This window comes from Maribacter sp. ACAM166 (assembly GCF_005771495.1).
Lineage (GTDB): Bacteria > Bacteroidota > Bacteroidia > Flavobacteriales > Flavobacteriaceae > Maribacter.
Genome location: NZ_VAUW01000019.1, coordinates 13131 through 39444, shown reverse-complemented (window position 1 = coordinate 39444; position 26314 = coordinate 13131). Strand labels below are relative to the sequence as shown.

Here is a 26314-nt window from a genome sequence, read left to right as displayed (position 1 = left end):
GGTACAATGGTTGACTAATTCAGTAGTAAATACAATTCAAATAAAATGAAGAAATATATTTTAATAGTGCTATTTGTAGTTTTGGGGGCAGGTTCTTCCGTTGCACAAGATTGGGAAACCGATTTTACCAGTGCCAAGGCAGTGGCCAATAAAAAAGATATGCCCATAATTTTGGTGTTTCAAGGGTCAGATTGGTGTACACCTTGTATTAAATTAGACCGTGAAGTTTGGAATACAAATGATTTTAAAGTATATGCCAAAGAGCATTATGTGATGTTACAAGCAGATTTCCCTAGAAGAAAAAGGAATGCCTTATCTCTTGAACAAACCAATAGGAACAAGGTTTTAGCAGAAAAGTATAATAGGAACGGGATTTTTCCTTTTGTAGTAATCATGGACGATACAGGTAAGGTTTTAGGTGAAACGAGTTACAAAAGATTACCGGTAATGGCTTATATCGAAGAACTGAATACATTCATAAAATAATTTGAAGAAGGCTGCGACAATTTTCACCCTCCTCATTGCTGGAGTGCTATATGCCCAGCAACCTTTTAAGCACACGCTGAAATTAATGGGAAGTCGTTTTGATATTACGGTTGTAGCAAATGACTCAACAGAAGCTAATGGATACATTGATTTGGCTGTCAATGAGATATCTAGAATTGAGCGATTAATATCTTCATGGGATGCTAATTCCCAAACATCAGAAATCAATAGGAATGCAGGTATACATCCTGTCAAGGTTGATGCTGAATTATTTAATTTGATACAAAGGGCAATAGGAATCTCTAAGTTAACAGATGGTGCTTTTGATATTAGCTACGCATCGATGGACAAGATTTGGAAATTTGATGGTAGTATGACAGTGATGCCTACGGCAGATTCTATAAGGAATTCCGTGGCGAAGGTAGGTTTTCAAAATATAGTTTTGAATAAAGAGAATAGCACTGTTTTTCTAAAGTTGATAGGAATGAAAATTGGTTTCGGAGCTATAGGAAAAGGCTATGCCGCAGATAGTGCTAAAGATGTATTGATTTCAAAAGGTGTAGTGTCCGGTATAATAAATGCGTCGGGTGATATGAATACCTGGGGGAAACAACCAGATAATAAGGAATGGAACATAGCGATTACCAATCCTATGAACAAGAATAAAGTTTTTGCCTTGTTGCCAATATCCAATGGGGCTGTGGTTACTTCGGGAAATTATGAGAAGTATGTCACGTTCAATAATATAAGATATACCCATATTATTGACCCACGTAGTGGATACCCTGCTACTGGGATAATCAGTGTTACGGTATTTGCTCCGAAAGCAGAATTGGCCGATGCTTTGGCAACCTCAGTTTTTGTCATGGGTATAGAGGCAGGCTTAAACCGCATAGAGCAGTTACCAAAAGTAGCATGTATTATTATTGATGATAAAGGAAATATTACAACATCAAAGAATATAGAAATAGAGAAATCATGATTAGAAAATTTTTAATTGTAACCGTTATTGCTTTTTCCTTTGGGAGCTGTACGGTTTTAAAGGAATACGAAAAAATAAATATTAATGATCCCGACATGGTTTTACAGGATAAGAAAGTTGATCGTAATGTGACTACCATGCACTCGTATAGGGAAGCAGCTGTTGGGGCAAATGGAGGAAAAACTGGTGGTGGCTGCGGCTGTAATTAATTAAGATAATAACCTAACGGAAAAGATGAGAATAGTTAAAACCATAGGCTTTATAGCATTATTGCTATTGTTTATAGTAAGTTATGGGCAACAACGTCAAGATTCAGTTCAAACCTATAAGAAGCGGGTATTGGAAACCACAGAAGTGGATTTTTTAACTAGTTATTATAGTCAAAACGGAGATAATGCTGCGGTGAGTGGTGGTATAGGAACCGAAGAATTAACAGATGTTACAGGAACTTTTGTAGTGTCGATTCCTTTGAATGATGATGACGTGCTTACGATTGATGCGGGTGTTTCTGCATACACTTCTGCATCATCGAGTAATGTGGGGCCGTTTGATGGTGGGCAACCTGCAGACCCCTTTGTTGCTAGTTCTGGTGCATCAAGTTCTGATACTTGGGCCAACTTAACAGGGTCTTATAGTGATAGTTCAGATGACCGAAATACCATAGTATCGGGTAAAGTTTCCGTATCCTCAGAATATGATTATTTTTCCTTGGGTTTTGGAGGAGGCTTTACAAAATTATTCAATGAAAAAAACACGGAAGTAAGTGTTAATGCCAATGTGTATTTAGATAAATGGAATTCGATTTATCCGTCAGAATTAAGGCCTTTCGCAAATGGGGCAAACGGTCTATCCAATCGGCTTTTCTCTAATAATACTATTACAGGTAATTCTAATTACAGTCCCATTTTTGATGAATTTATAGATGAAACTAGAAACTCTTATTCCGTTGGATTCGGTTTTTCACAAATCTTAAGTAAAAACGTACAAGGTTCTTTAGCCTTAGATTTTGTTCAGCAGCAAGGACTATTATCCACACCGTTTCAACGTGTTTATTTTGGTGATGTGGCAGACTCTTTTATTGAGAATTTTCAATTAGCCGATGCTATAGAACAACTGCCAGATAGTCGGTTTAAAGTGGCTGCAGGCGGTAGATTAAATTGGTATATCAACGAAACATTTGTGGTACGTACTTTTTACAGATATTATTTTGATGATTGGGGTATTGATTCACATACTGCAAGTATCGAAGTGCCGATTAAGATTTCAGATAAATTTACGTTATATCCATCTTACCGATACTACCAGCAAACGCAAGCAGATTATTTTAACCCATATGAGACAGCGTTATCTACCGATATCTTTTACACATCCGATTACGATCTATCAAAATATTCAGCCAATCAATTGGGTATAGGGATTTCGTATACCGATATCTTTACGAAAGCACATATTTGGAAACTCGGTCTTAAAAGTATAGACTTTAAGTTCTATCAGTATGATAGAGATACTACGTTTAGTTCGAGTATTATAACCGCAGGATTTAAATTTGTAATGGATTAGCACGCTTAATATTTTATAATAATAAAGCGATATTTTAGTGTGCTTACCTAGCATAATTTTTGGTGTGGGAGCGCATATTTTTATTAAAAATCAAATTACCAATACACCTTACCCGTTCTTCTTGCTCATGAATAATTTTAATATAAATCTATGGTGTTTAATCCTTTGTAGTTCAAATGTCTAATTGGTTTTATATTTTGCGTTCAGCGTTCAGCGTTCAGCGTTCAGCGTTCAGCGTTCAGCGTTCAGTACTCAGTTGAGCAATTTGGCAAGAGTGGATTTTAATTTTATTCCCATCCCACTAAAAATTCTAATGTAGAATATTCCCGTATTAGGGCTTGATTAATAATCCTATTCGCTTAAAGGACGAAGGCAGGTATTTATTCGGAGGGGTCATTATAGTAATTAACAGCTTCGTTTTGAAAATGAGAATTCCACTTTTGATAGGAATCAGCTAAATAATTCTCAGCTACTGTATGTACATACGGGTTAAACAAAAATGATAAAAAATTAACAACGTTTAGGTGTTAGATTTCAACCTGGTATAAGTACTAACCATATAGCTAAGAGTTTATTTTTGCAGATGATATTGTTTTTTCTGGAGATTTGGTTTTTGTTAAAAAGTACGAAAGTGAATCTGATAAACCTTCACGTTTAATACTTGGCTTAATAACCTACTTACAAAATAGAGGATATGTTTTTTTATTACCGTTTATCAGTTATTATAAGAAATTCAGACCCGATTGGTCATATGATTTAGGTATTCTAAAAACGAACCCGCAATATCATCTTTCAGAAAACCATCGTATAAAGTTATTTGCACAACTAGTTGGGATTACGTCAAATATTCAAAATGGGCTGTGGTAAATGGAACCGATAGGGTAGAAATCATTACTATGTCGCTGATTTATGGTGGCTTGCAGTATGAATATTATTTTACAGATTACTTGCAACTAGTTAGTAGACTAGCATATAACTTTAATTTAATAATAAACTAAAAGATGGTGATAATATCACGCTACTTATGATAGATAATGACTCTAGAAGTAATTTTAGGACCGTATTAAAATTTAAGATTTAACCTATATTGAACATAAAAATAAAAACGCCGGAATATAATGTTCCGGCGTTTTCGTTTGCAATAGCATAAGAGTGTTAACCTAAAACGGGTTTCTCCATAATAAATGGTTGATTATAATGTCTTTGTCCTGTTGCTTTGTATAATGCATTTGCCAATGCTCCTATAATAGGCGGTAGAGATGGCTCTCCCAATCCTGTTGGGTCTATACCATTATCCACAAAAAAGCTCTCAATTTCTTTAGGTGCCTCTTTATGTCGTATTAAGCGATAAGTATCAAAGTTAGATTGTTGAGGTTTACCATCCTCAAAGGTCATTTGGCTATACGTAGCATGACCTATCCCATCGATAATTCCTCCTTCAATTTGATTTTTTGCTGCCATAGGGTTAATTACAATCCCGCAATCAACGGCACACCATACCTTATCTACTTTAGGCGGATTAACATCTTCTGCGAGATCCAATACTTGGGCAACATATGAGTTATGGCAGTAGTAGGCTGAAACACCTCTAGCTGCTCCGTTTTTCATACTACCATCCCAACCAGATTTTTCTTTCACTAATTTTAGAACACCTGCATAACGCTTAGGGTCATAATCATTTTTCTCTGGATCTCCGACAGGGCTTTTGATAGCCCTATCAAATAATTCGAGTCTAAACTCTATAGGGTCTTTACCTGCAGCCTCTGCAACTTCATCTATAAATGCTTGTTCGGCACCGGCAATAAAATTTGAGCGTGGTGCGCGCCATGCGCCTGTAGTGACGTTCGTCTCTAAACTAAATTTTTCAGCTAAATAATTATCAACTGCCCCTGCAGGGAATCTATTTTCAAAAATTAAATCATCGTTTGATCCTGCACCTTTAACATGCCAAGCGATTAAATTTCCCTCTTTATCCAATCCTGCCTTGTACTTTACTTTATAGGTAGGGCGATATGTACCTTGGGTCATATCATCTTCACGTGAATAAACCAATTTTATAGGGGCCTGCATTTTTTGCGAAATGACTGCGGCTTCTACACCAAACGTTCCATATAAACGTCTTCCAAACCCTCCTCCCATACGGGTCATTTGTATATCTATTTTTTCAACGGGCATATCCAATCTAGATGCCAATGACTTTTCCAAAAACTCAGGAGTTTGAATTGGTCCATTTAATATTGCTCTTTCGCCAGTAACATCGGCGTAAAAGTTCATGGGCTCCATCGTATTATGTGCTAAAAATGGAGCGCTAAATGTACGTTCTATAATTTGAGATGCTGATTTGAATGCTTTGACAACATTACCATCACTACGTGCAGGCTCTTTTGTAGAAGTGTTTAATAATTTAGCGAGAGCCTCGTCATGACCTGCCGTATTTTCCAAGGTTGACGATTTCTCCCATTCAACCTTCAAGGCTTTTTTGGCTTGCATACATTGCCATGTCGTTTCACCAACAACGGCAACCATTTTTGCAATAGCCCCACCATCAGACCATTGTTTTTCCATGCCTTCTGGATATACATCGATAGGAAATACATCTTTAATACCAGGCATTGATTTTGCAGATTCTGCATCCATCGATTTATAACTCATGCCAAAAGCAGGGGGATGAACTATCATGGCAATCATCATACCTTCCTCTTGTATGTCAATTCCGAATAAAGGTTTGCCGGTAACCAATTTTAGTCCGTCCACATTCCTTCTATCCGTTCCTATAATATCAAAATCTTTGATTTCTTTAAGAGATACTTCTTCTGGCACCTCCATTGTTGCAGCTTTAGATGCCATTTCGCCATAACCAGCAGATTTATTCGAAGCTATATGGGTAATCATACCTGCTTCGGTAGTAATTTCTGAAGCAGGTACTTGCCATGCCTCGGCAGCGGCAGCAATCAACATATGCCTGGCAGTTGCCCCGGCCATGCGTAATCCTCCCCAACTAGCACGGATAGATTGACTGCCTCCAGCTAGTTGTCTTTGAAAGATATCAGTATTTAAGGGAGCTTGTTCTACTAGTACGTTATTCCAATCAACATCTAATTCATCTGCCACGATCATGGGCATCGATGTTTTTACGTTCTGGCCAATTTCAGGATTTGGGGACATGATGGTTACCATACCATTTTCACCAATTTTGAGGAAACCATTAATATCAAACCATTCCTTAGGCATGTTGTTTACCTGTTCTGGAGTTGGTTTACAAGAAGCTAGCCAGCTAAAACCTATGACCAAGCCACCGCCAGCAAGCGCAGAACTTTTTATGAAGGAACGTCTATTGAATGTTGTTTTTATGAGTGTCATCTATTTATTTTTAAATTGAAAGTTGAAAACCAAAAACCTGGCAACTAATTTGTGCTAGGCACTCTGGGTACTGGCAGCATTTTTAATTGCCTTCTTTATACGGGTATAGGTTCCGCAACGGCAGATATTACCATGCATGGCGTTCTCAATTTCCTCGTCTGATGGATTAGGGTTTTTCTTCAAAAATGCACTTGCATTCATAATTTGACCTGATTGGCAATATCCACATTGGTAAACATCTTCTTCTATCCAAGCTTTTTGTACTGGGTGATCACCATTTTCTGAAAGACCTTCGATGGTAGTAATAGATTGCTCCCCTACGGCAGAAACAGGAAGTTGACAAGATCGCACTGCATTATCACCTAGGTGTACCGTACAGGCACCGCATTGGGCGATACCACACCCAAATTTTGTACCTACCATTTTTAAATGGTCTCTTAGTACCCAAAGCATTGGTGTGGTAGGATCTACATCTACCTGCTCTGTTTTTCCATTTACTTTTAAACTGAAATTTGCCATTAGTTTTTGATGTTTAATTGAGTCCTTAACAATTTAGGGAAAATTTTATATTTATTAAATAGGTTTACTCATAAAGTTTTATAAATCTCAAGAGAGGTGCAATTGCCTGATTATAAGCACATCAAAGTATTTGTTCTTGGTCATTTGTAGTGCACTACTGAAAAATGGATTTTAAGATTAGAATTTCACTCTTTAAACGCTTTTTTTTCCAAGCGAGGTTTATCATAATATAAATTCAAAAAGAACGATTATTATATGTGATTATGAAAAATTTAAATTAGAAGTATCCTTTAAATTTCAGGTGTTTGGGTTCGAAAGAGTTACAGAGTTATTCAATAGTGGAATCAGTTTATTATTTGCCTCGGTAATTTTATGGCGGTGAATTTAGCCATGCTCCATGTGATGGCTTTTAGAAAAAAATTATTCGGTTATGATAACTCAAAATATTTCAATTGCTGTCGCTGAATCAATAATCCATACTATTGGCGAAACTCCATTAATTAAATTGCATAGGATTATAGAACATCGAAAATTCAATCTTTTTGGAAAATTGGAAGCGGCAAATCCTGGGAGAAATTTAAAGGATAGAACGTCTTTATATATTCTGCAAGAAGCGTTTGCCGAAGGCCGAATAAAAACAGGAGATACAGTAGTTGAATCCAGCTCTGGTAACATGGCATTGGGCTTGGCTCAAGCATGACTTTATTAAGATCTTCAATTAATAGTTGTTGTTGACCCCAAACTAAATGCATATACTGAAAAGATTCTGAAGACGTATGGAGTCAAAATCGAGCAGATCTTAAAGAGGTATATCATTTTCTATAACAACGATAGGCTACATGGCCTGTTGGGACGTATTACGCCAATGGAAAAATGGGACAGGGACAAACATATAATCTTAACGAATAAATTGACCGCGTAATTGATAATAGAAATTTAAAAAAATACTCTTGTTTTATAGGGGTCAAAACAGGAGGGAGTAACTTTTGATAATGATACGTTATCAAGAACTAGAAATGACTTTGCATCCACATGGGCGAAAATGACCTGTGAAGCATTGCAAAATAGAGAAGGAATAAATGAACATTATGAAAGCGAAAAGCATGTATTATAAAGGAAATCCTGAGCAAGGCTTAACACCGATTACTTCAGATTGGATGCATGAGCTGTTTGACGATCAAACAGTTTTGAGAGGGTTGATAGAAAAACATGGTTCTCCTATTAATATTCATCATTTGCCATCATTCAACGAAAATTATAAACAGCTTTTTGATTCCTACGGATTAAAATATCGAATATTTTATGCGCACAAGGTAAACAAATCTAAAGGTTTGGAGAAGCAAGCATTTGCATCGGGTATCGGGGTTGATACAGCTAGTTCTAAGGAATTGGAGCAATCGCTGTCACTTGGTGGAAATGGCGAGAATTTAGTGTTGACTTCTGCTATTAAGACTGAAGAACAGATAGAATTGGGGATTAGAAACAAAGTTCCAATAATTCTAGATAATGAGGACGAATGTGCACTGACACAAGCAGTAGCTTCAAGAATTGATAGAAAAGCAGCTGTCGGATTTAGAATAAGTGGTTTTGAAGTAGATGGCGAAAAGCTATATAGTAAGTTTGGTTTTGATGTAGATAAGGTTGTAGATTTTATCGCATCTTACGTTGGTGACAACAATTCATACGATGAGTTGAATGTTATTGGCTTACATTTTCATTTAGACGGATATTCTACATGCCAAGCGTAGTATTGGTTTATTGAACAGTATTAAAATCGGGAATAGTTTGAAGCAGAAAGGATACCCTATTTCATTTATAGATATGGGTGGGGAATTTTGATGAATTATTTGGAATACGAAAGTGAATGGCAATCGCTTAACGATAAACTTAGAACTGCAGTCACGAATCAAAGTAATGATATTACGTTTAATGATAACGGTTTGGGGTATAGGCTTGAGGATGGAAAATTACGCGGAAAATTAAATACCTATCCGTTTTTTAATAAAATCAATAAGGATACATTTTTACGTGAAGTTTTAGATTTTAATGATTTCGATTCAGGTCTGCCCGTTTCAACGTTATTACGTAATCATGATTTTGAGCTTCGAATTGAGCCAGGTCGTTCACTATTGGATTAAGTAGGTCTTACTGTGGCGAAAGTGGTGTACCGAAAAAAGGATGCAAAGAATCAATGGTTGGTTGGGTTAGAAATGAATATGAGTCAAATGATGAGCTCAAGTGCAGATTTTCTTCTAGACCCGTATATGATGTATTCTTCAGAGGTGGATGAATCAGAGCCAATAGATGTTTATTTTACGGGTGCTTACTGTTTAGAACGAGATGTTTTACTCAAGCGTAAAATCAGGTTGCCTAGATTACTTGCCATTGGAGAATATGTTGGGTTTGTAAATACAGCAGGGTATATGATGCACTTTTTCGAAACCGAAGCACACCTTTTTGAACTTTCTACCAATCTAATTTTCACAGTTTCAGATGATAAATTATCGTTCTTTCAGTTTATTGATGATAACAAAATAGTGCTTAAGTGATTTAGCACTTATTTTGGAAAAGTAAATGAATCAATAACTATCCGTTTTAAGACAAGCTAAATTTTTAATTGTTCCTAACTTGATTTAAAACAATATATCATGAAAATACAAGCATATTTAGCATTTAACGGGAACTGTCAAGAGGCATTAAATTTTTATGCCAAACTATTTGGGGCCGAAGTTAAAAACAGACAGACGTATGAAGACAAGAACATAGATGTTCCATCATCGTACCGACAAAAATTACAACACGCAGAAATTAAAGGAAAAGGTATTCATTTTATGGCTTATGACGCTTCACCGGATACTCCTTTAAATAATGGAAATCAGATCAATATGAGTATTGATTTAAATGACTTGGATGAAGGAAAACAATTGTTCAACGACTTGTCGAGTGGAGGACAAGTTCATCATGAATTTAGAGAGCGTGAGTGGGGTCATTTTGGCAGGTGTACTGATCGTTTCGGAATAGGATGGATGATAAATGTTAACCAATAAAATACAGCTATGGAAATTATATACGAGTATGATGGCGTAACCGCTAGCAAAAGATTAGAAGGGTTTGTTGAAGAAAAATTGAACAAACTTCACGGTAAGTTTGATGATATAATTAGGGCCGACGTTTTTCTAAAAGAGGAGAATACCACTTCAAATGAAACAGGTAAAATATGTAACATACGGTTAAGTATTCCTGGTCCTAGAATTTTTTCCGAAGCTAGTAATCAAAATTTTGAAGATTCCGTAGGTGAATCTGTTCGGGAGTTAGAACGGCAGCTAAAGAAACGAAAAGATAAAATGAAAAATTTTTAAACCCTTAAGAAAGTGAAAAAAGCACTGATACTATATTTTGGAAAAAAGTTTTATAAACACTGGCTTAAAAAGCGTCGTTCAAAACAAAAAGCAAAAAGTAGAAGAGCTTGAACTAGGTTAAAATAATAAGATAAAAAAATCCCTTGAATTGCAAGGGATTTTTCTAATTAGATAGGTATACTTATCTGTAGTCCTCTAAAATTTCAGTTGTTTCCAAATCATTCTGTAGCTTTTCACGTTGTACTCGAATTATTTCCTTTAATCTTGCTGGAACCATAGTTTCTACTAAAGCTTTGTCATAATCTTTAATCGCAGCCTTATCTCCTCTAACAGCTTCCTCTAACATGGCTTCATCATTATCTCCAGCAAAAAAAGCTTTCACATCCATCCACGTTCTATGAACTGCTCCTGTAGCACTTCCTTCAATTTTGACACTCCCTATATCTAAGTCTGGTACAGACGCTCTAAGTTCTTTCAGAAATTGCATGCGTTGTATCACCTTTCTTTCGAAATAGCTTTTAATACCTACTTGCTCTGCATTTTTTGAAGCTTTCTCAAAACCTTTAATGGCATCTTCATTGTTGGTAACTAAATCTTTTATTCGATTTTCAATTTTTTCTATATCCTTATTCATGTTTATATTTTTTGAATAGGCTGAATAGCCTACCGATTTCAAATTATTCTACTTCTAAAGTAAGATAAAACCAACGATAGGTTTGACTATATTGAATCGAATTTTTGCTATTTTAAAATTGTTGTTTCATTTAAAATTTATAATAATTTGGTGTTGTTATTCGCTTAGATTTTGATTGGATTGAGTCAAGCTTAGACTATATCAAATATTATTTTAGGGTAAATATTAAAAAATCAGAATTATGGGATTGTCACCCTTATTTGGTCTAGCTAAACTATTAGTAAATTACAGGAAATCAAAGATTGCTGCTGTAGGTTTACAGCTTGCATATTTGAGTTATACCTATGTTTTCGATAAAATAAAAAGTAAACAAGGCAGTGGATAAGTTGGTTTTATTAATTGTAAGATACTGATTATTATATAATTAAGATGTTTTTTGAATGGTTTAGTTTATATATTTTTTTAAAACCTATGAATTTTTATTAATAATGGATTGAATTTGTTGTTGGAACTTTGGAAGTATAAAACCCCTAAATCTAATAACATGAACAATTCAATTAAATGTGGCCTTTTGCTCGCTTGCATGGTCACCGTGGGTTATGGTCAAGATTTGGCCATGAATCACAGCTCCGAAAATTTTCAGAAAAGAAAAATAACGGAGGTATCTAAACGCTCAGAAAATTACCAGCAATTAAAGGCACTTGGTTATGAAGATGAGGAAATCTTTGAAGACTTAGGCAACGCCAACTTTCTAACTAAGAAGTATGAAAATGCGCTGTACTGGTATGGTAGACTCATAGAAATTTCAGAAGATGGCTCCTTGAAAAAAAGCTATCAAAAAAGATTTGATCACTCCGTATCTAAGTTAGGTAAGGAAGTTCAAAATGAAATTGCGGATGAAAATTGGACCGAGTTGGTAAGAGAAGATTATAAAATGACACAAAACCGTATACCTACAGGTTTATCAGCTAATAATAGAGCTAATTTTTTGCCTTGGAATACTACAGAAGGCGATGTTGAGTTAGTTTCTACGCATAAAAATCGAATAAAAGCGACAGGTGAGTACACACCACCTGTTGCACTTACAAATGGCGGGAATACTGCATATTTTAGTAAAACGACCTACCGAAAGCCAGTTACGGGTATGTTTTCAAAAAAGCAAAAAATCCATAAAATTTATAAGGCAGATAAAATTGCAGGAGAGTGGAAGAGCATAACCGAAGTTCCTATTTGTCCGGGAGATTACTCTGCCAAACACCCAGCAGTTTCGCCAGATGGGAGCCGTTTATTCTTTGCGTCTAATATGCCAGGCAGTTTTGGGGACTACGATATTTATGTAGCTACTATACATAAAAATGGTGCTTTAGGAACTGCAAAAAATCTAGGAAAAAAGGTTAACACATCAAAGAATGATGTACATCCGAATCCGTTAGCAAACGGTAGGTTGGTATTTGCATCAGATGGACGGGAAGGTTATGGTGGTCTAGATGTGTTTTTGGTTGAGGTAGGCCAAAGAAAGGTAGGTCTTGCTGTAAATATGGGAAATTCTATAAATAGTAAATACGACGAGTATTCTGTGAATCTTTTGCAAAGTAATGGTTCAGGTTATGTAGTATCCAATAGAAATTCAACTAGTGGAAATACCCAAAATGTAGCTTTCAATTTAAACGATAAACCTGCAAGTGAGAAAGATAGAGATTACCGTTTCTTAGAAGCGTTTAATACAGAAAAACAGACACACTATTCCAGCTCTGTTTTTGAAGATGAATAACCACCCATTATTCATTTCCACTTTACTATAATTTTCCCAATTCAATAAGACAATCAATTCTCTAATCATAAAAATCAAACGTTATGGAAAGTCCGTTAAAAATCAATAGCTTCCTTATTGCGTTACTTTTATTGGCCCTTGTCCAAACAGTTAAAGGTCAAGAAACTAATGCTAATTTAGGATCAAGTAGTACCTATCATAACCAATTATACTTCAATAGGTTTTTTATAAACCCTACGTTTTCTTTGGTGCGCGAAAACAAATCGTATTTAAATATTTTACATAGAAATCAATATGCAACCTTTGACGACAATAGTCAAAATTATTTTCTAGGATTTAGTAATAAATTAAATGAACATACCGCAGTAGGTATAGGAGTATATAGTCAGTGGTCTGGCGTTGTACAAGAGTTTGGCTTTAATGCAAATTATGCCTCATCAGTACAACTAGGTGAAAAATCAGTATTAACCTTTGGTACAAATATTACGTATTTCAATCAAGGGTTGGATAAAAATAGAATTATTAGTGGAGAAGAGGATCCAGAAATTGCTGATTCAAGAAAGGAAAGTAAGATTGCGGTACAACCTGGTATTAATTTGACCCTTGGCAAATTTGACTTTGGATTTTATGCCGAAGATTTGCTAAAATACAATCAAACAACAAATGAATTTTTAACTGATTTGTCTTTGAAAAGTGTAAAGGCATCCGTTCAGTACACACATGCTTTTGAGAATTCTAGAGGTCTTTTTGAGAATGCTAGATTTATGCCAATGGCACAAGTGGGCCAGAATTTTGACGGAAGCTTATACTATTATGGGTCTCTTTTATTGGACTTACCTAATTACGGATGGTTGCAAACTACATTTGATGAGGAATATGGAGTTTCTGCAGGACTAGGTTTCAACTTAAGTAAAAAAATGTCGCTCGGCTATTTGATGGAAAAGGATTTATCAAAACAAGATGCTAATTTAGGGTGGAACCATGAGATTTCTTTAGCCTATACCTTTAAAGATGATGAATTGGGTATAACGGTTGCTGATAATTCTTCAGATAACCAAATAGACAATATTGTTCGTAATTACGAGGAGCAAATTGCACATTTAATTGCTGAACGCGATAATGCTAAACAATCGAACAAGAAAAATAAATCTACCGATGTGTCTGAAAATGACCTTGCGTATGAGAACAAGATTGTTCTTGATGAGTTGATTCTTCGACAAGATTCTATAGAGGAAGTAAGAATTGCTGCTTTTGAAGAACGTTTTGACCTAATTGTTAGAATGTTAAGAAACGATATTGATACGACGATTAAAAGTTCATTACAAGATTTTAGTACCGAAGAGAATACTTCATATGTTTCAAATGATATTGATTTTGAAACAGAGCCAGCAAAAGCATTTCCTGGTAACAGAAGAGCGAATTTTAAAGAGTTACCGGTGAAAATGTTAGTAGATTCAGATGTTATAGACATGAATTCTGGATATTATGTTATTGCCAATGTATATAGTGAGACAAAATATTTAAATTTATTTATGGAGGATCTTAAAAGCAAAGGTTTAAATCCAAAACAATTCTATAACAAAGAGAACGGTCTTTATTATGTGTACTTAGCAGATTATAACTATAAAAATGAAGCACAAATGGCGGCTAGTACAAATTTAGATGGACGGTATAATGAAGAAAAGTGGATTATGCAGGTTAATGAAACTACGGCCACTGCTTCCAATACCTTCGAAGATGATGAAATTAGTAGAGAATAATAGCGTTAACTAGAATACTATTTTCTAGAAGTTTTATGATTGATTTGAATTGTCAATAAGGGAGGGGCGTTATCCGGGGGGATGACTGGGTCCCCTCCTTTTTTTGTTTTTAAATAATCGAGATTATTGGTTTAACACAAGGTTAACAATCGATGAACTACCTTTTTTATTTGGTAAATCGTGTATTTGAACGAAAATTCTTATGTTTTTAGCGAGTTTATTGGTTTTAATTATATATTCCTCAAACAAAATTAATTGTAAACCAATGTTTAACCCCAAATCCCCCCAGAAACATGAAGAACAATTACCTACTTTATTTTAGTCCGTTTATTCAATTGATTTCTAGCTACTTTATAGAAATGAATTATTCAAAACCACAGTTTAGAGAGAGTTTTAGCATCATAAATTTAACACCCTGGCGACTGCTCCATTAGGTGTGAAATTTATTAACTGAACTAGGGCGAAGAAGAATCTGAATCTATCGATTTTTCTTAGTACAATCCATCATTAGTCTTGTTTTAATGTACCAATAGAGTAATCTATAAGGGCATCATTACTGTCCTATGTTTAGTTATTCAAGAACTTCAATAAATATTCTTGAAGTTATTTAAAACTAACCCAAGATATTATTCTGCTCCCAGCATAATATCGCTAAATTTTGGAAATCATGACAAAACCTACTATTCGAATAATAATTTTAGAGAGTGATAAATCGTTACATTTCGTTTATAAAAATCACTTTGAAGAGTTAGAGGCCTATGAACTTGTTGGTAGTTACACATCTGCTGCAGAGGCCTTAAAAGATTTTAAACACACCCAACCCCATATTGTGCTAACAGAAATAGCCTTGAATGGGGTAAATGGAATTGATGCGATTAAGTTGTTTAGAAAAAAGAAGTGGGGCATTAAAATTATAATGTTCAGCGAAATAAATGATTTTGATATCATTAAAAATGCTTTTAAAAAAGGAGCCAATGGCTATTTGACGAAACCTTTGACCTTAGATAAATTAGAACATGCCTTAAGAAGTATGGAAAAGGAAGGAGCCGCCATGAGCAATGATATTGTAAAGAAAATTATTCATAATTTTCATAAAAAAACCTTTGCTTTTTTCTCAGAACGAGAGAATCAAATTGTAGACTTTCTCTGCCAAGGTGCTACGTATAAGATGATTGCCGAAAAGTTATTTGTCACGCCTAGTGCAGTTAATTTCCACATCCAAAATATCTATTTAAAGTTAGATGTAAACTCAAAATCAGAGGCACTTTCAAAACTTGAACAGCTTCAAAATCAACTCGAGGAATATTAATGATAGTAATCATTTTTTTGAATACTTATTCGCTTTACGAAAAGCCTTTCGGTAATTTTCGAATATCAAAATTTGTTTTATAATACTGATAATCAATGTATTGAAGTGATTATAAATATTAATATCCGGTTCTCGTAAATACTTTTACTATTTATTTTCGTATCGAAAATAAAGAAGTGGACATATAGTAGTTATTTTTGGTTTAGTTTATTACAGCTAAAAATCAACTCACAACATATATGTATCATTTAGGACTAGATATTGGCAGTTCATCTATTAAGATAGCCTTAGTGAACGCTTCAACGGGTATAAGTATCGGAGTGGTAACCGAGCCAGAGACAGAAATGTCTATGGAAGCTTTAAAGAATGGGTGGGCAGAGCAAAGTCCTGAAGATTGGTGGCATTATGTCTGTAGTGGTATAAAAAAATTAAGCCTACAATGTAATATTAGTACAACCGATATTTCCGGTATTGGAATTTCATATCAGATGCATGGTCTAGTGCTTATTGATAAAGAAGGCAATGCCTTGAGAAAATCTATAATTTGGTGTGACAGTAGAGCTGTGGAAATTGGTCAAAATGCCTACGATGAAATAGGTTCTGAACTTTGCGACACTCATTTATTGAATTCGCCCGCAAACTTTACCGCTTCCAAATTAAAATGGGTTAAAGAAAATGAACCCGAAATTTACGCACAGATTTATAAAATCATGTTGCCAGGTGATTATATAGCCTATATGTTATCAGGTGTTGTGAACACAACTGTTTCTGGTCTTTCTGAAGGGATATTTTGGGATTTTAAAAAGGATGAACTAGCAGATATTTTGTTACAGTATTATGGTTTGGATAAAGATATGATCCCAGCTATCGTAGACACCTTTTCTATACAGTCAACTGTAAATAAAAAAGGTTCCGGTGAAAGTGGACTTAACGTTGGGACTCCTATTTTGTATAGGGCTGGAGACCAACCTAACAATGCATTGACCTTGAATGTTTTTAAACCGGGAGAAGTAGCCGCCACTGGTGGTACTTCTGGTGTCGTTTATGCTGTGACAGATAATCTATCGGTTAAAGAAAGTTCTCGTGTAAACAACTTTGCGCATGTAAATTATTCCCCAGGAAAACCAGCAAGAATTGGCAAACTATTATGTATAAACGGGGCTGGTATTCAGTACCGATGGTTATTGAACAACCTCTATGTTGAGTCGTATGACGAAATGAATACGTTGGCAAATGAAGTGCCGATTGGTTCAGACGGTATAGCATTGATTCCATTTGGTAATGGAGCAGAGCGAATGCTTAAGAATACCGAAGTTGGCACACGAATAGTTAACCTTAACTTAAATAATCATGGTAAAGGACATTTGTGTAGGGCAGCACTAGAAGGAATAGCGTTCTCTTTTGTCTACGGCATGGAAATCATGAAATCAGATGGTATTAAGGTCAACGTAATGCGAGCCGGTAACGATAATCTTTTTCGCTCTGAAATTTTCTCCACAACCGTTGCTACGCTGATAGGCTACGATATAGAAATTTATAATACAACTGGCGCTATTGGCGCAGCTAGGGCTGCGAACTTACATAAAGGTGATTTTGAAGCATTTGGTAAAGTGATATTAGATAATGATTATGTAATGACCTTTAGTCCGAAAGCAGATAAGAAGGCATACCAAGATGCCTATACTACTTGGAAAAATGAATTGGAATTAACGTTAAACAACTAATAAAATCAACATAATGGCAAAAAAGGAATATTTTAAAGGGATAGATAAAATTAAATTTGAAGGAAAGGAATCTGATAACCCTATGGCCTTTAAATATTATAATCCGGATCAAGTAGTTGCAGGTAAGACCATGAGGGATCATTTTAAATTCTCGACCGCTTATTGGCATACATTCTGTGGACAAGGTTCTGATCCATTCGGTCCTGGTACACAAAGTTTTGAGTGGGATAAATCTTCAGATGCAATACAAGCCGCCAAAGATAAGGCTGATGCAGCGTTTGAGTTTTTTGATAAAATAGGATTTGATTATTTCTGTTTTCATGATTTTGATTTAATTCAAGAGGGGTCAACTTTTGTAGAATCTGAAAAAAGACTTTCAATAATTACCGATTACATAAAGGAAAAGCAAAAAGAATCAGGGAAAAAATTACTTTGGGGTACAGCCAATTGTTTTTCTAACCCTCGATATATGAATGGTGCTGCTACCAATCCAGATTTTAATGTAATGGCAAGAGCTGGTGGTCAAATTAAATTAGCCTTAGATACTACTATTGCCTTAGGTGGTGAGAACTATGTTTTTTGGGGTGGTCGTGAAGGCTATATGTCTCTTTTGAACACCGATTTAAGTCGTGAATTAGACCATATGGGACAATTTCTAACCATGGCTAGAGATTATGCAAGAAGCCAAGGATTCAAAGGAAATTTCTTTATTGAGCCAAAGCCGATGGAGCCTATGAAGCATCAGTATGATTTTGATTGTGCTACAGCCATAGGGTTTCTTAAAGATTACGGTTTGGAAAATGATTTTAAAATGAACATAGAGGTGAATCACGCTACATTGGCACAACATACCTTTCAACATGAAATAGCCGTTGCTTCAAAAGCAGGAATGTTGGGTAGTATGGATGCTAATAGAGGTGATTATCAAAATGGATGGGATACCGATCAGTTCCCAAATAATATTCAAGAGACAACAGAAGCAATGTTAGTTTTCTTGGCAGCCGGAGGTTTACAAGGTGGTGGTGTTAATTTTGATGCTAAAATTAGAAGAAACAGTACAGACTTAGATGATATATTCCATGCACATATCGGTGGAGCAGATACTTTTGCAAGAGCTTTGATTACGGCGGATAAAATTATTTCTTCATCTTCTTACAACTCCCTTCGTGAAAAAAGATATAACTCATTTGATGCTGGAAAAGGAAAGGATTTTGAGAATGGAAAATTAGATTTGAAAGACCTTTACGCTATCGCAAAAGATAATGGTGAGTTAGCATTACAGAGTGGTAAACAAGAATTGTTCGAGAATATCATTAATCAATATATATAATCAGTATAACCTATTAACTAGTTAAAAATTAGTTTAGGGTAAGCGCGATACACTTATATAATTATGAAGTAAACTGTACCTTGATATTTCATTAGGCACAGTTTACTTTTTGCTATTAAAAGAAATTAATGGACTTAAATTCATTTCCTTTTAAGATATAAGATATAAGATATGAAGAAAATAACCTTAAAGGATATTGCCGGCCACTTTAAAGTTTCCATTTCTACCGTTTCAAAAGCTGTAAATGATAGTCACGAAATAAGTACCGTATTAAAATTAAAGATTCAAGAATACGCTAAAGAAAAGCATTATAAACCCAATAGGTTAGCGCTTAATCTGCTTAATAGAAGCACCAAAACTATTGGTGTAGTAGTACCCAATATTTTAAATTATTTCTTTGTGCAAGTCTTGTACGGTATAGAGAAGGTTGCCAATGAGCATGGATATAATATCATTAGCTGTATAAGTAATGAATCTAATACGAAAGAAAGTAAAACTTTAGAATTTTTTGATTCTGGCACCGTCGATGGTTTAATAATTTCCTTGGCGGAAGAAACCCAAAATGAGAATAAGCATGAAGCCTTAACAGATATCATAAATAATGACATTCCTGTTGTACTTTTTGATCGTGTATCTGATCTATTGGAATGTGATAAAGTAGTGGTCGATGATTTTGAGGCAGGGTATAAAACAACAAAGCACTTGATAAATATTGGCTGTACCAATATTGCAGTAATCAACCCAACGGGTAGTTCTAGCGTTGGTAAATTAAGAATACTAGGCTATAAGAAAGCCTTAGAAGAATATAAAATTCCTTTTGATGACAAATTACTAATGAATCTTGTACCAAAAGATGATCTTGAATTATTGATGTCTTTTTTACTCAATTATAAAACCATAGAGGGCATTATTGGTTTTGATGAAATAACGGCTGTAAAAGTATTGGAGGTGGTGAAAGCTCGTGGGTATAATGTTCCCAATGATATTTCTATTATAGGGTTCACTAACGGACAGTTATCAAGATACATAACACCATCATTAACTATGGTTAGTCAGCATGGAAAATATATAGGTGAGCTTACCGCAAAATTATTAATTAATAGAATTAAAACACCGGGTCTGCCGTATGAAACCAAAACGGTAAAGACCAGTCTTCTTGTTAGGAATTCTACTAAAAAACTACAATAATTTAAACAGTATCAGGGTGTGGATGCTCCCAATCACTACGGTATGTTCTTTGTAATAGGCCAGTAGCTTCTGGGTCATTCAGTACAGTTCTACTTTTTGGGTCATATATTAATGGTCTTTTTAAGTCCATAGAAAGATTTGCTAGTATGCAACTTGCAGTAGAAATATGTCCCTGTTCGATATCTGCAACGGGTTTGGTTCCATCTTTAATGGCATTTAAAAAATCGATCATATGCTTGCGGGTTGCAGGTGCAGCATGCAGCTCTATATCTTTTTCGGTTAAATCTTCAGGGTATTCTTCACGTTCGTAAAGCACCTCAAACGTTATAGGTTCACCTCCATCAGATGGAATAAATTCAGCTTTCATAACATCAGCCTTTAAAACGCCTTTAGAGCCATAAATTTTAAATGCCCAAGGATATTCTGGATCTGCTGGGTTTCCCCATGTACGATGTTGCCAATTACAATTATGGTCATCATATTCGAATACGACCGACTGCGTATCTGATATATTTGATTTGCCGTCTTTTTGCACAAAAATTCCGCCTTCTGAACTAATCCGTTTAGGCCAGTCTAGGGCTAACATCCAACGAACGGTGTCCAACATATGTACACACATATCGCCTGTTATTCCATTGCCATATTCTCGAAAAGTACGCCACCATCTTCTATGGGGTATGCCATCATACGGTCTCAATGGGGCAGGACCCGTCCACATTTCATAATCCAAAAAATCGGGTACTTCCTGTAGCGGAGGGTTTCCATTTGCACGCATATGATAATAACAACACATATCAACGTGGCCAATAGTTCCTAAAAGTCCGGTATCGATAATTTGCTCCTTCACGTCCACTAAATGGGGTGTGCTCTTTCGTTGGGTACCAACCTGTACTGTTTTGTTATATTTTCGGGCTGCAGCAACCATTGCTTCACCTTCCATGACATCAACACTTATTGGTTTTTGAACATAAACGTGAGCTCCTGATTTTAATGCTTCAATACAAATTAACGCATGCCAATGATCAGGAGTGCCAATAAGCACAATATCCAAATCGTTACTTTTTAGCATCGTTCTATAATCGGCATAAAGTTTAGGTTTTTTACCGTTTTTTTGTCTTTTAGATACTAAGATTGCAGCCTCATTCAAAAAATTGGAGTCGACATCACAAAGTGCAACCACGTCAACATTAGCCACTTGTATTAGGCGCATTAAATCACTCGTTCCGTACCATCCAGTCCCAATAAGTGCTACTTTTTTTGGCTTCTCGTCTTTGAAAAATTCAAACCCATATGAGCTAAATGAAGTAAGTAACAGCGATGCAGATGCAGCTTTGATGAAATTACGTCGTTTTATTGGTAGTGCTGAATTTGACATGGTAGTTAGTTTTAATTTGATGGTATTAGTAATTTATAATCGATCAAGGTATGAAATGAAATTATTAAAAAAAAGGAGGTACTTCTCAAATAGATTTAAAAAATAGGGAGAATAATTGCCTATATTTAAATCCATTAACATTCTGACCTATTCCATGCGTTTTACTTTTTTCTTATTATTTATTTTAACAACAGTTTTTGTCAAGGCAGAAATTTCCTTACCGAATATATTCTCTGATCAAATGGTGTTGCAACGTGAGACCGATGTAGTACTCTATGGATGGGCAAGTCCAAATGAGGAATTTACTATATATACAAGTTGGAATGATACAACGATTGAAATGAAAACCGGTAATAATGCTAAATGGCACTTAGAAGTTCAAACGCCAAAGGCAGGTGGACCTTACACAATAATCTTTAAAGGGAATGACAACGAAATTATATTGAACGATGTCTTGATAGGTGAAGTGTGGCTTTGTTCTGGGCAAAGTAATATGGAATGGAGTGCGAATAGTAAAATTGATAATAAGGAATTAGAAATTGCAAATGCTGACCATCCTAATATTCGATTATTCACTGTTGAGAAAAGATCAGCTGAATATCCGTTGGAAGATGTAACAGGTACTTGGAAAACCTGTTCAACTGAAACCATGCCCGATTTTAGCGCAGTAGCTTATTTTTTTGCTAAAAAGGTGCAAAAAGAATTGAATATTCCCATTGGGTTGATTGATTCTTCTTGGGGTGCTTCATGTGCAGAAGTTTGGACACCCGAATCCGTTTTTAAAGAGCACCCAGAATTGGTCACTGCGCATGAGTTGGTGGAACCAAATAACTGGGTAACGATAGAGAAATCTACCTTATACAATGCCATGATAGCGCCTTTGACCAATTTTAAAATTGCAGGTGTTCTATGGTATCAAGGAGAATCAAATACGGCCAATGCTATAACATACCAACAGCTTTTTACAAGTATGATTACCTCTTGGCGTAAGAAATGGAATGATGAGTTTCCATTTTACTATGTACAGATAGCACCCTTTAAATACGGAAAGCCTTATGAAGGTGGTGTTTTGCGAGATCAGCAGCGTAGAACCTTAGCGTTGAATAATACGGGTATGGCTATGACGAGCGATATTTGTACTGTTGAGGATATCCATCCGCAGAACAAACAAGATGTTGGTTTACGATTGGCAAATATCGCCCTTAAACAACACTATAACGTGTTGGAACAAGAGGTTTACGGTCCGTTGTTTGATTCGGCAAAAATAATAGGGAATGAAATTCACATAGAATTTACCCATGATAAAGGACTAAATAGCAAGGGAGAAAAGATTGATTTATTTGAGATCAGTAATAGCGAAGGGGAATGGTTTGCCGCAAAGGTAAAATTGAAGGATGGTGTTGTTTTGGTCAGTTCAAAAGAAGTGAAAAATCCTAAAGCTGTTAGGTATGCTTGGAAAAGTACGGACATTAGCAATTTAAAAAATGAAGTAGGTTTACCTGCTTCGACGTTTAGGAGTGAATAATAAATGGGTAGTAATAATGTACAAATGAACTTTAAAATCAAACGCCCATCCAATAACCAAGGTTATTCAGCTAAAAACACGTTGATTTTTTAATTAAATGGCTAAATTGTAATCATTAACTAATTTGAAATTATGCAGATAAAAGAATCCTCAGAAATCTATGATGTCATTATCGTTGGTTCTGGAGCCGGTGGTGGTATGGCTACTAAGCAGTTGGCAGATGCAGGTTTAAATGTTGCTGTCGTTGAGGCAGGACCCTATTTTGATCCTGCCGATCCGGTAACCCAAACACAAATGAAACAGCCATATGATTCTCCTCGAAGAGGTGCAGGTACTGATCGCGCTTTTGGGGAATGGGATATGTCTTATGGTGATTGGGAAGTTGATGGAGAACCATACACACATGCCGAAGGAACTGAATTTAAATGGTGGCGTTCAAGAATGCTAGGAGGTCGAACCAACCATTGGGGCAGAATTTCTTTGCGGTTCGGGCCAAAAGATTTTAAAGGGAAGACTCGTGATGGTCATGGTGATGATTGGCCTATAGGATATGAAGATGTTAAACCATACTATGATAAGTTAGATAAATTAATCGGTGTTTTTGGAACCAACGAAGGTCGGGAAAATGATCCTGACGGATTTTTTCTTCCTCCTCCAAAACCGAGATTGCATGAATTGTTTTATATCAATGGGGCAAAGAAATCTAATATACCTGTAATTCCAGGTAGACTTTCAATGTTGACCAAAAGGATAAATAACGAACGTGGAGTTTGTTTTTACTGCGGGCAATGTTCTCGGTCATGCTCTGTGTATGCTGATTTTTCTGCAGGTAGCTGCTTAATTTTTCCGGCACAAAAGAGTGGTGGTAAAGTAAAGATATTTGTTAATTCAATGGTACGTGAAGTGACTACCAATGCAGAAGGGAAAGCAACGGGAGTTTCTTACATAAGTAAGGACGACAGAAAAGAATATAAACTTAAAGCAAAAGTTGTGGTCTTAGCTGCATCTGCTTGTAGTTCTGCGCGTATTCTATTAAATTCGAAAAGTAAACAACACCCAAACGGATTAGGTAATAGCAGTAATATAGTGGGTAAATACTTACATGATTCTACGGGTGCAAGTGCTGCTGGTGTTATACCGGGCTTAATGAATAGAGAGACCTCTTATAATGAAGATGGTGTAGGTGGTATGCATGTGTATTCACCATGGTGGGGTGATAATTCCAAACTAGATTTCCCACGTGGTTATCACATTGAAGTTTGGGGTGGTATGAGCCAACCTAATTATGGTTTTGGTTCGGACCCTAATGCTATGAATAAGTATTTTGGCCTTAAAACAGGTGGTTATGGAGATAGTTTGCGTGATGATGTGAAAAAATATTATGGTTCAGTAGTTGGTTTTGGTGGCCGTGGAGAAGGCTTGGCACGTAAAGAAAATTATTGTGAGATAGACCCGACAACGGTAGATCAATTTGGCATCCCTGTGTTAAAGTTTAATTACAATTGGTCAGATTTGGAAAGAAATCAAGCCAAGCACATGCAGGATACTTTTGAAGAAATAATTCATAATATGGGGGGGCACTATTTAGGTGATAAACCGGGTAAAGATAAAGATTACGGTCTACATAAACCAGGTGAAATTATTCATGAAGTGGGAACCACACGTATGGGAGATGACCCAAAAACGTCTGTTACGAATAAGTTTCAGCAGCTGCATGATGTAGACAATGTTTTTATTGTAGATGCAGGTGTTTTTGTTTCTCAAGCAGATAAGAACTGTACATGGACGATTATGGCACTTTCATGGAGGGCATCTGATTATATTATCGAACAACTTAAGGCACAAAATATTTAGAACATGGATAGAAGAAAGAGTTTACAAACTTTAATACTTGGTGGAGCGGCTGCCGGCACTGGTTTAGTATTCAACTCCTGTAAGACAGAAAACGGCGAAACTATTGATGAGGCGATTGCAACAAGTAGTGAAAAATATTTTGGACGAACACCAAAGGAATTGGAGCGCATTGAGAAATTAAATGCAGAACAATTATTCAACGAACATGAGATGGAGACCATTGCGGCGTTAAGCGTAGTTATTCTTCCCTCGAAAGAACCTAATGGAGGCCCTATCGAGGCAGGTGTTCCTGAACTCGTTGAGTTTATGGGTAAGGATATTCCCAGAATGGCACCAACGCTTTTAGGTGGGTTAATGTGGTTGGATCATAAAAGCAATACAGATTTCGGAACTGAATTCAAGTCGGCAACTTTAGAACAGAAAAAACAAATCTGTGATGAAATTTGCTGGCATGACACAGAAGTTCCTTTAGAGGAACAACCGCTTGAAATTCAGTTTTTCTATATGATGCGAGGCCTAACCGTTACAGGGTATTACACATCAAAAGTAGGAATAGCGGATTTAGGCTACAAAGGAAATTCGCCCAATGTGTGGGATGGTGTTCCGCAAGACGTTTTGGACCAACATGGTGTGGCCTATGATCCAGAATGGATTGCAAAATGCGTAGATCAGAGCCAAAGAAACGTCATCGCAGAGTGGGATGAAAAAGGAAATTTGCTTACTTAAATGAAAAGAGGAAGATGATGATGAAAAAATTAATGATAACCGCTGTTCTTTTAGGGAGTGGTTTTTTGTCACAGGCCCAGGAAGTGGGTTTGCAATTGTATAGTCTACGAGATCAATTTAAAGTTGACGTATCCAATACACTTGGCCTGATTAATGAATGGGGAATTACGAAGATTGAAGGCGGTGGTACTTATGATATGCCCATGGAAGATTTTAAAGCTTTACTGGCTGTTTACAATCTAAAGATGGTAAGTGTTGGTGCTGAATTTGGTGATTTAGAGAATGATATTGATAAGGTCATTAAAAATGCCAAAGATTTTGGAGCTACATACGTAATGTGTGCCTGGGTACCTCATGATGATAACAAATGGGATTTAGAAGAAACTCAACATGCAACTGAGGTATTCAATAAGGCAGGTAAAGTTTTGAAAGAGAACGGACTTACCCTAGCGTACCACGCCCATGGGTATGAATTTAGACCTTATAAGAATGGTACTTTGTTTGATTACATGGCTGAAAATGCAATTGATTTTAATTTTGAATTAGATGTGTATTGGGCATTTCACGGTGGAGCTGACCCTTTGGCTTTAATGAAAAAATACCCATCTAAATTTGTACTCCTGCATCTTAAGGATTTAGAAGAAGGAATTGAAGGAAATAACACAGGGCATGAGGATGTTGAGACTAATGTAGTTCTTGGTACCGGTCAAATTGATATTGCAGGTATTGTTGCTGAAGCCAAAAAGTTAGGAATTGAATATATGTTTATAGAAGATGAATCTTCTAACGTTGTTTCGCAAGTTCCGGAAAGTTTAAAATATTTGGATGCGTTAGATTAATACATTCATTTTT

24 protein-coding genes are annotated in these 26314 nt (G+C 35.9%); 20 read left to right on the top strand and 4 right to left on the bottom strand.

Going from position 1 to position 26314, the window contains the following annotated elements:
- Window positions 1-45 precede the first annotated feature (45 nt).
- Genes ES765_RS13195 through ES765_RS13180 form a run of 4 tightly spaced genes read left to right on the top strand, consistent with a single transcriptional unit; the run spans window position 46 to window position 3028 of the window.
- A complete protein-coding gene (locus tag ES765_RS13195) occupies window positions 46-486 on the top strand; it encodes a thioredoxin family protein (RefSeq protein ID WP_138114789.1) in 441 nt (146 codons plus the stop codon).
- A gap of 1 nt (window position 487) precedes the next feature.
- A complete protein-coding gene (locus ES765_RS13190; protein WP_212744241.1) occupies window positions 488-1468 on the top strand; it encodes an FAD:protein FMN transferase in 981 nt (326 codons plus the stop codon).
- A complete protein-coding gene (locus ES765_RS13185; protein WP_138114788.1) occupies window positions 1465-1677 on the top strand; it encodes a DUF4266 domain-containing protein in 213 nt (70 codons plus the stop codon). The genes ES765_RS13190 and ES765_RS13185 overlap by 4 nt, the downstream gene beginning before the upstream one ends.
- Before the next feature lie 25 nt (window positions 1678-1702).
- Window positions 1703-3028 carry a DUF3570 domain-containing protein gene (locus ES765_RS13180; RefSeq protein ID WP_171017302.1) on the top strand — a complete coding sequence of 442 codons (1326 nt, stop codon included), beginning with the start codon at window positions 1703-1705 and terminating at the stop codon, window positions 3026-3028.
- A gap of 1155 nt (window positions 3029-4183) precedes the next feature.
- On the opposite strand, the gene ES765_RS13175 is transcribed toward ES765_RS13180, so the two are convergent.
- Both ES765_RS13175 and ES765_RS13170 read right to left on the bottom strand, forming a co-directional pair.
- Entirely contained in the window at window positions 4184-6388 is a 2205-nt protein-coding gene (locus ES765_RS13175) for a xanthine dehydrogenase family protein molybdopterin-binding subunit (RefSeq protein WP_138114787.1), read from the bottom strand.
- Between the two features lie 54 nt (window positions 6389-6442).
- The gene (locus ES765_RS13170) at window positions 6443-6907 is read right to left on the bottom strand and encodes a (2Fe-2S)-binding protein (protein ID WP_138114786.1); all 465 of its coding nucleotides are present in this window, start codon (window positions 6905-6907) and stop codon (window positions 6443-6445) included.
- A 430-nt stretch (window positions 6908-7337) separates the two neighbouring features.
- Between ES765_RS13170 and ES765_RS13165 the strand changes: the two genes are divergently transcribed.
- From ES765_RS13165 to hpf, 6 genes are all read left to right on the top strand, one after another.
- Entirely contained in the window at window positions 7338-7607 is a 270-nt protein-coding gene (locus ES765_RS13165) for a pyridoxal-phosphate dependent enzyme (RefSeq protein ID WP_138114785.1), read from the top strand.
- A 388-nt stretch (window positions 7608-7995) separates the two neighbouring features.
- Window positions 7996-8655 (top strand): hypothetical protein, encoded by a 660-nt coding sequence (locus ES765_RS22070; RefSeq protein ID WP_212744240.1) that lies wholly within the window; start codon window positions 7996-7998, stop codon window positions 8653-8655.
- A gap of 99 nt (window positions 8656-8754) precedes the next feature.
- Window positions 8755-9045: a hypothetical protein gene (locus tag ES765_RS22065; RefSeq protein WP_212744239.1), complete on the top strand. Its 291-nt coding sequence runs from the start codon at window positions 8755-8757 to the stop codon at window positions 9043-9045.
- Window positions 9046-9057: 12 nt separating this feature from the next.
- Window positions 9058-9456: a hypothetical protein gene (locus ES765_RS22060; RefSeq protein WP_212744237.1), complete on the top strand. Its 399-nt coding sequence runs from the start codon at window positions 9058-9060 to the stop codon at window positions 9454-9456.
- 99 nt (window positions 9457-9555) lie between these two features.
- Complete coding sequence (locus ES765_RS13150) at window positions 9556-9954, top strand: VOC family protein (RefSeq protein WP_138114784.1); 399 nt, start codon at window positions 9556-9558, stop codon at window positions 9952-9954.
- 9 nt (window positions 9955-9963) lie between these two features.
- Window positions 9964-10266: a ribosome hibernation-promoting factor, HPF/YfiA family gene (gene hpf, locus ES765_RS13145; RefSeq protein ID WP_138114783.1), complete on the top strand. Its 303-nt coding sequence runs from the start codon at window positions 9964-9966 to the stop codon at window positions 10264-10266.
- A 181-nt stretch (window positions 10267-10447) separates the two neighbouring features.
- Here the strand turns inward: hpf and ES765_RS13140 are convergent, their stop codons facing one another.
- Complete coding sequence (locus ES765_RS13140) at window positions 10448-10900, bottom strand: ferritin-like domain-containing protein (RefSeq protein ID WP_138114782.1); 453 nt, start codon at window positions 10898-10900, stop codon at window positions 10448-10450.
- 544 nt (window positions 10901-11444) lie between these two features.
- On the opposite strand from ES765_RS13140, the gene ES765_RS13135 reads away from it, so the two are divergent.
- The 6 genes from ES765_RS13135 (at window position 11445) to ES765_RS13110 (ending at window position 19982) form a co-directional block, all read left to right on the top strand.
- Window positions 11445-12671 carry a TolB family protein gene (locus ES765_RS13135; RefSeq protein ID WP_138114781.1) on the top strand — a complete coding sequence of 409 codons (1227 nt, stop codon included), beginning with the start codon at window positions 11445-11447 and terminating at the stop codon, window positions 12669-12671.
- 83 nt (window positions 12672-12754) lie between these two features.
- Window positions 12755-14431, top strand: a complete 1677-nt coding sequence (locus tag ES765_RS13130; protein ID WP_138114780.1) for a type IX secretion system membrane protein PorP/SprF — start codon at window positions 12755-12757, stop codon at window positions 14429-14431.
- Between the two features lie 667 nt (window positions 14432-15098).
- Window positions 15099-15740 (top strand): response regulator transcription factor, encoded by a 642-nt coding sequence (locus tag ES765_RS13125; RefSeq protein ID WP_138114779.1) that lies wholly within the window; start codon window positions 15099-15101, stop codon window positions 15738-15740.
- 239 nt (window positions 15741-15979) lie between these two features.
- A complete protein-coding gene (locus ES765_RS13120; protein WP_138114778.1) occupies window positions 15980-17464 on the top strand; it encodes a xylulokinase in 1485 nt (494 codons plus the stop codon).
- A 13-nt stretch (window positions 17465-17477) separates the two neighbouring features.
- A complete protein-coding gene (xylA, locus tag ES765_RS13115) occupies window positions 17478-18794 on the top strand; it encodes a xylose isomerase (protein WP_410504591.1) in 1317 nt (438 codons plus the stop codon).
- A gap of 171 nt (window positions 18795-18965) precedes the next feature.
- A complete protein-coding gene (locus ES765_RS13110; RefSeq protein WP_138114776.1) occupies window positions 18966-19982 on the top strand; it encodes a LacI family DNA-binding transcriptional regulator in 1017 nt (338 codons plus the stop codon).
- 1 nt (window position 19983) lies between these two features.
- On the opposite strand, the gene ES765_RS13105 is transcribed toward ES765_RS13110, so the two are convergent.
- Window positions 19984-21357 carry a Gfo/Idh/MocA family protein gene (locus ES765_RS13105; protein ID WP_138114775.1) on the bottom strand — a complete coding sequence of 458 codons (1374 nt, stop codon included), beginning with the start codon at window positions 21355-21357 and terminating at the stop codon, window positions 19984-19986.
- 154 nt (window positions 21358-21511) lie between these two features.
- On the opposite strand from ES765_RS13105, the gene ES765_RS13100 reads away from it, so the two are divergent.
- From ES765_RS13100 to ES765_RS13085, 4 genes are all read left to right on the top strand, one after another.
- Window positions 21512-22882, top strand: coding sequence for a sialate O-acetylesterase (locus tag ES765_RS13100; RefSeq protein WP_138114774.1), 1371 nt, complete (start codon window positions 21512-21514; stop codon window positions 22880-22882).
- Window positions 22883-23014: 132 nt separating this feature from the next.
- Window positions 23015-24736, top strand: coding sequence for a GMC family oxidoreductase (locus tag ES765_RS13095; protein ID WP_138114773.1), 1722 nt, complete (start codon window positions 23015-23017; stop codon window positions 24734-24736).
- A 3-nt stretch (window positions 24737-24739) separates the two neighbouring features.
- Window positions 24740-25462, top strand: a complete 723-nt coding sequence (locus ES765_RS13090; protein ID WP_138114772.1) for a gluconate 2-dehydrogenase subunit 3 family protein — start codon at window positions 24740-24742, stop codon at window positions 25460-25462.
- Window positions 25463-25476: 14 nt separating this feature from the next.
- Entirely contained in the window at window positions 25477-26301 is an 825-nt protein-coding gene (locus ES765_RS13085; RefSeq protein WP_138114771.1) for a sugar phosphate isomerase/epimerase family protein, read from the top strand.
- The last annotated feature ends 13 nt before the right edge of the window (window positions 26302-26314 follow it).

What these genes read in the sequence shown, in the direction of transcription:
- ES765_RS13195 (WP_138114789.1), top strand. Translation starts at nt 46, where the DNA reads ATGAAGAAATATATTTTAATAGTGCTATTTGTAGTTTTGGGGGCAGGT.
- ES765_RS13170 (WP_138114786.1), bottom strand. Translation starts at nt 6,907, where the DNA reads ATGGCAAATTTCAGTTTAAAAGTAAATGGAAAAACAGAGCAGGTAGAT.
- ES765_RS13140 (WP_138114782.1), bottom strand. Translation starts at nt 10,900, where the DNA reads ATGAATAAGGATATAGAAAAAATTGAAAATCGAATAAAAGATTTAGTT.
- ES765_RS13135 (WP_138114781.1), top strand. Translation starts at nt 11,445, where the DNA reads ATGAACAATTCAATTAAATGTGGCCTTTTGCTCGCTTGCATGGTCACC.
- ES765_RS13100 (WP_138114774.1), top strand. Translation starts at nt 21,512, where the DNA reads ATGCGTTTTACTTTTTTCTTATTATTTATTTTAACAACAGTTTTTGTC.
- ES765_RS13180 (WP_171017302.1), top strand. Translation starts at nt 1,703, where the DNA reads ATGAGAATAGTTAAAACCATAGGCTTTATAGCATTATTGCTATTGTTT.
- ES765_RS13130 (WP_138114780.1), top strand. Translation starts at nt 12,755, where the DNA reads ATGGAAAGTCCGTTAAAAATCAATAGCTTCCTTATTGCGTTACTTTTA.
- ES765_RS13125 (WP_138114779.1), top strand. Translation starts at nt 15,099, where the DNA reads ATGACAAAACCTACTATTCGAATAATAATTTTAGAGAGTGATAAATCG.
- ES765_RS22070 (WP_212744240.1), top strand. Translation starts at nt 7,996, where the DNA reads ATGAAAGCGAAAAGCATGTATTATAAAGGAAATCCTGAGCAAGGCTTA.
- ES765_RS13150 (WP_138114784.1), top strand. Translation starts at nt 9,556, where the DNA reads ATGAAAATACAAGCATATTTAGCATTTAACGGGAACTGTCAAGAGGCA.
- xylA (WP_410504591.1), top strand. Translation starts at nt 17,478, where the DNA reads ATGGCAAAAAAGGAATATTTTAAAGGGATAGATAAAATTAAATTTGAA.
- ES765_RS13165 (WP_138114785.1), top strand. Translation starts at nt 7,338, where the DNA reads ATGATAACTCAAAATATTTCAATTGCTGTCGCTGAATCAATAATCCAT.
- ES765_RS13185 (WP_138114788.1), top strand. Translation starts at nt 1,465, where the DNA reads ATGATTAGAAAATTTTTAATTGTAACCGTTATTGCTTTTTCCTTTGGG.
- ES765_RS13175 (WP_138114787.1), bottom strand. Translation starts at nt 6,388, where the DNA reads ATGACACTCATAAAAACAACATTCAATAGACGTTCCTTCATAAAAAGT.
- ES765_RS13120 (WP_138114778.1), top strand. Translation starts at nt 15,980, where the DNA reads ATGTATCATTTAGGACTAGATATTGGCAGTTCATCTATTAAGATAGCC.
- ES765_RS13085 (WP_138114771.1), top strand. Translation starts at nt 25,477, where the DNA reads ATGATGATGAAAAAATTAATGATAACCGCTGTTCTTTTAGGGAGTGGT.
- ES765_RS13090 (WP_138114772.1), top strand. Translation starts at nt 24,740, where the DNA reads ATGGATAGAAGAAAGAGTTTACAAACTTTAATACTTGGTGGAGCGGCT.
- ES765_RS13095 (WP_138114773.1), top strand. Translation starts at nt 23,015, where the DNA reads ATGCAGATAAAAGAATCCTCAGAAATCTATGATGTCATTATCGTTGGT.
- ES765_RS13105 (WP_138114775.1), bottom strand. Translation starts at nt 21,357, where the DNA reads ATGTCAAATTCAGCACTACCAATAAAACGACGTAATTTCATCAAAGCT.
- ES765_RS13110 (WP_138114776.1), top strand. Translation starts at nt 18,966, where the DNA reads ATGAAGAAAATAACCTTAAAGGATATTGCCGGCCACTTTAAAGTTTCC.
- hpf (WP_138114783.1), top strand. Translation starts at nt 9,964, where the DNA reads ATGGAAATTATATACGAGTATGATGGCGTAACCGCTAGCAAAAGATTA.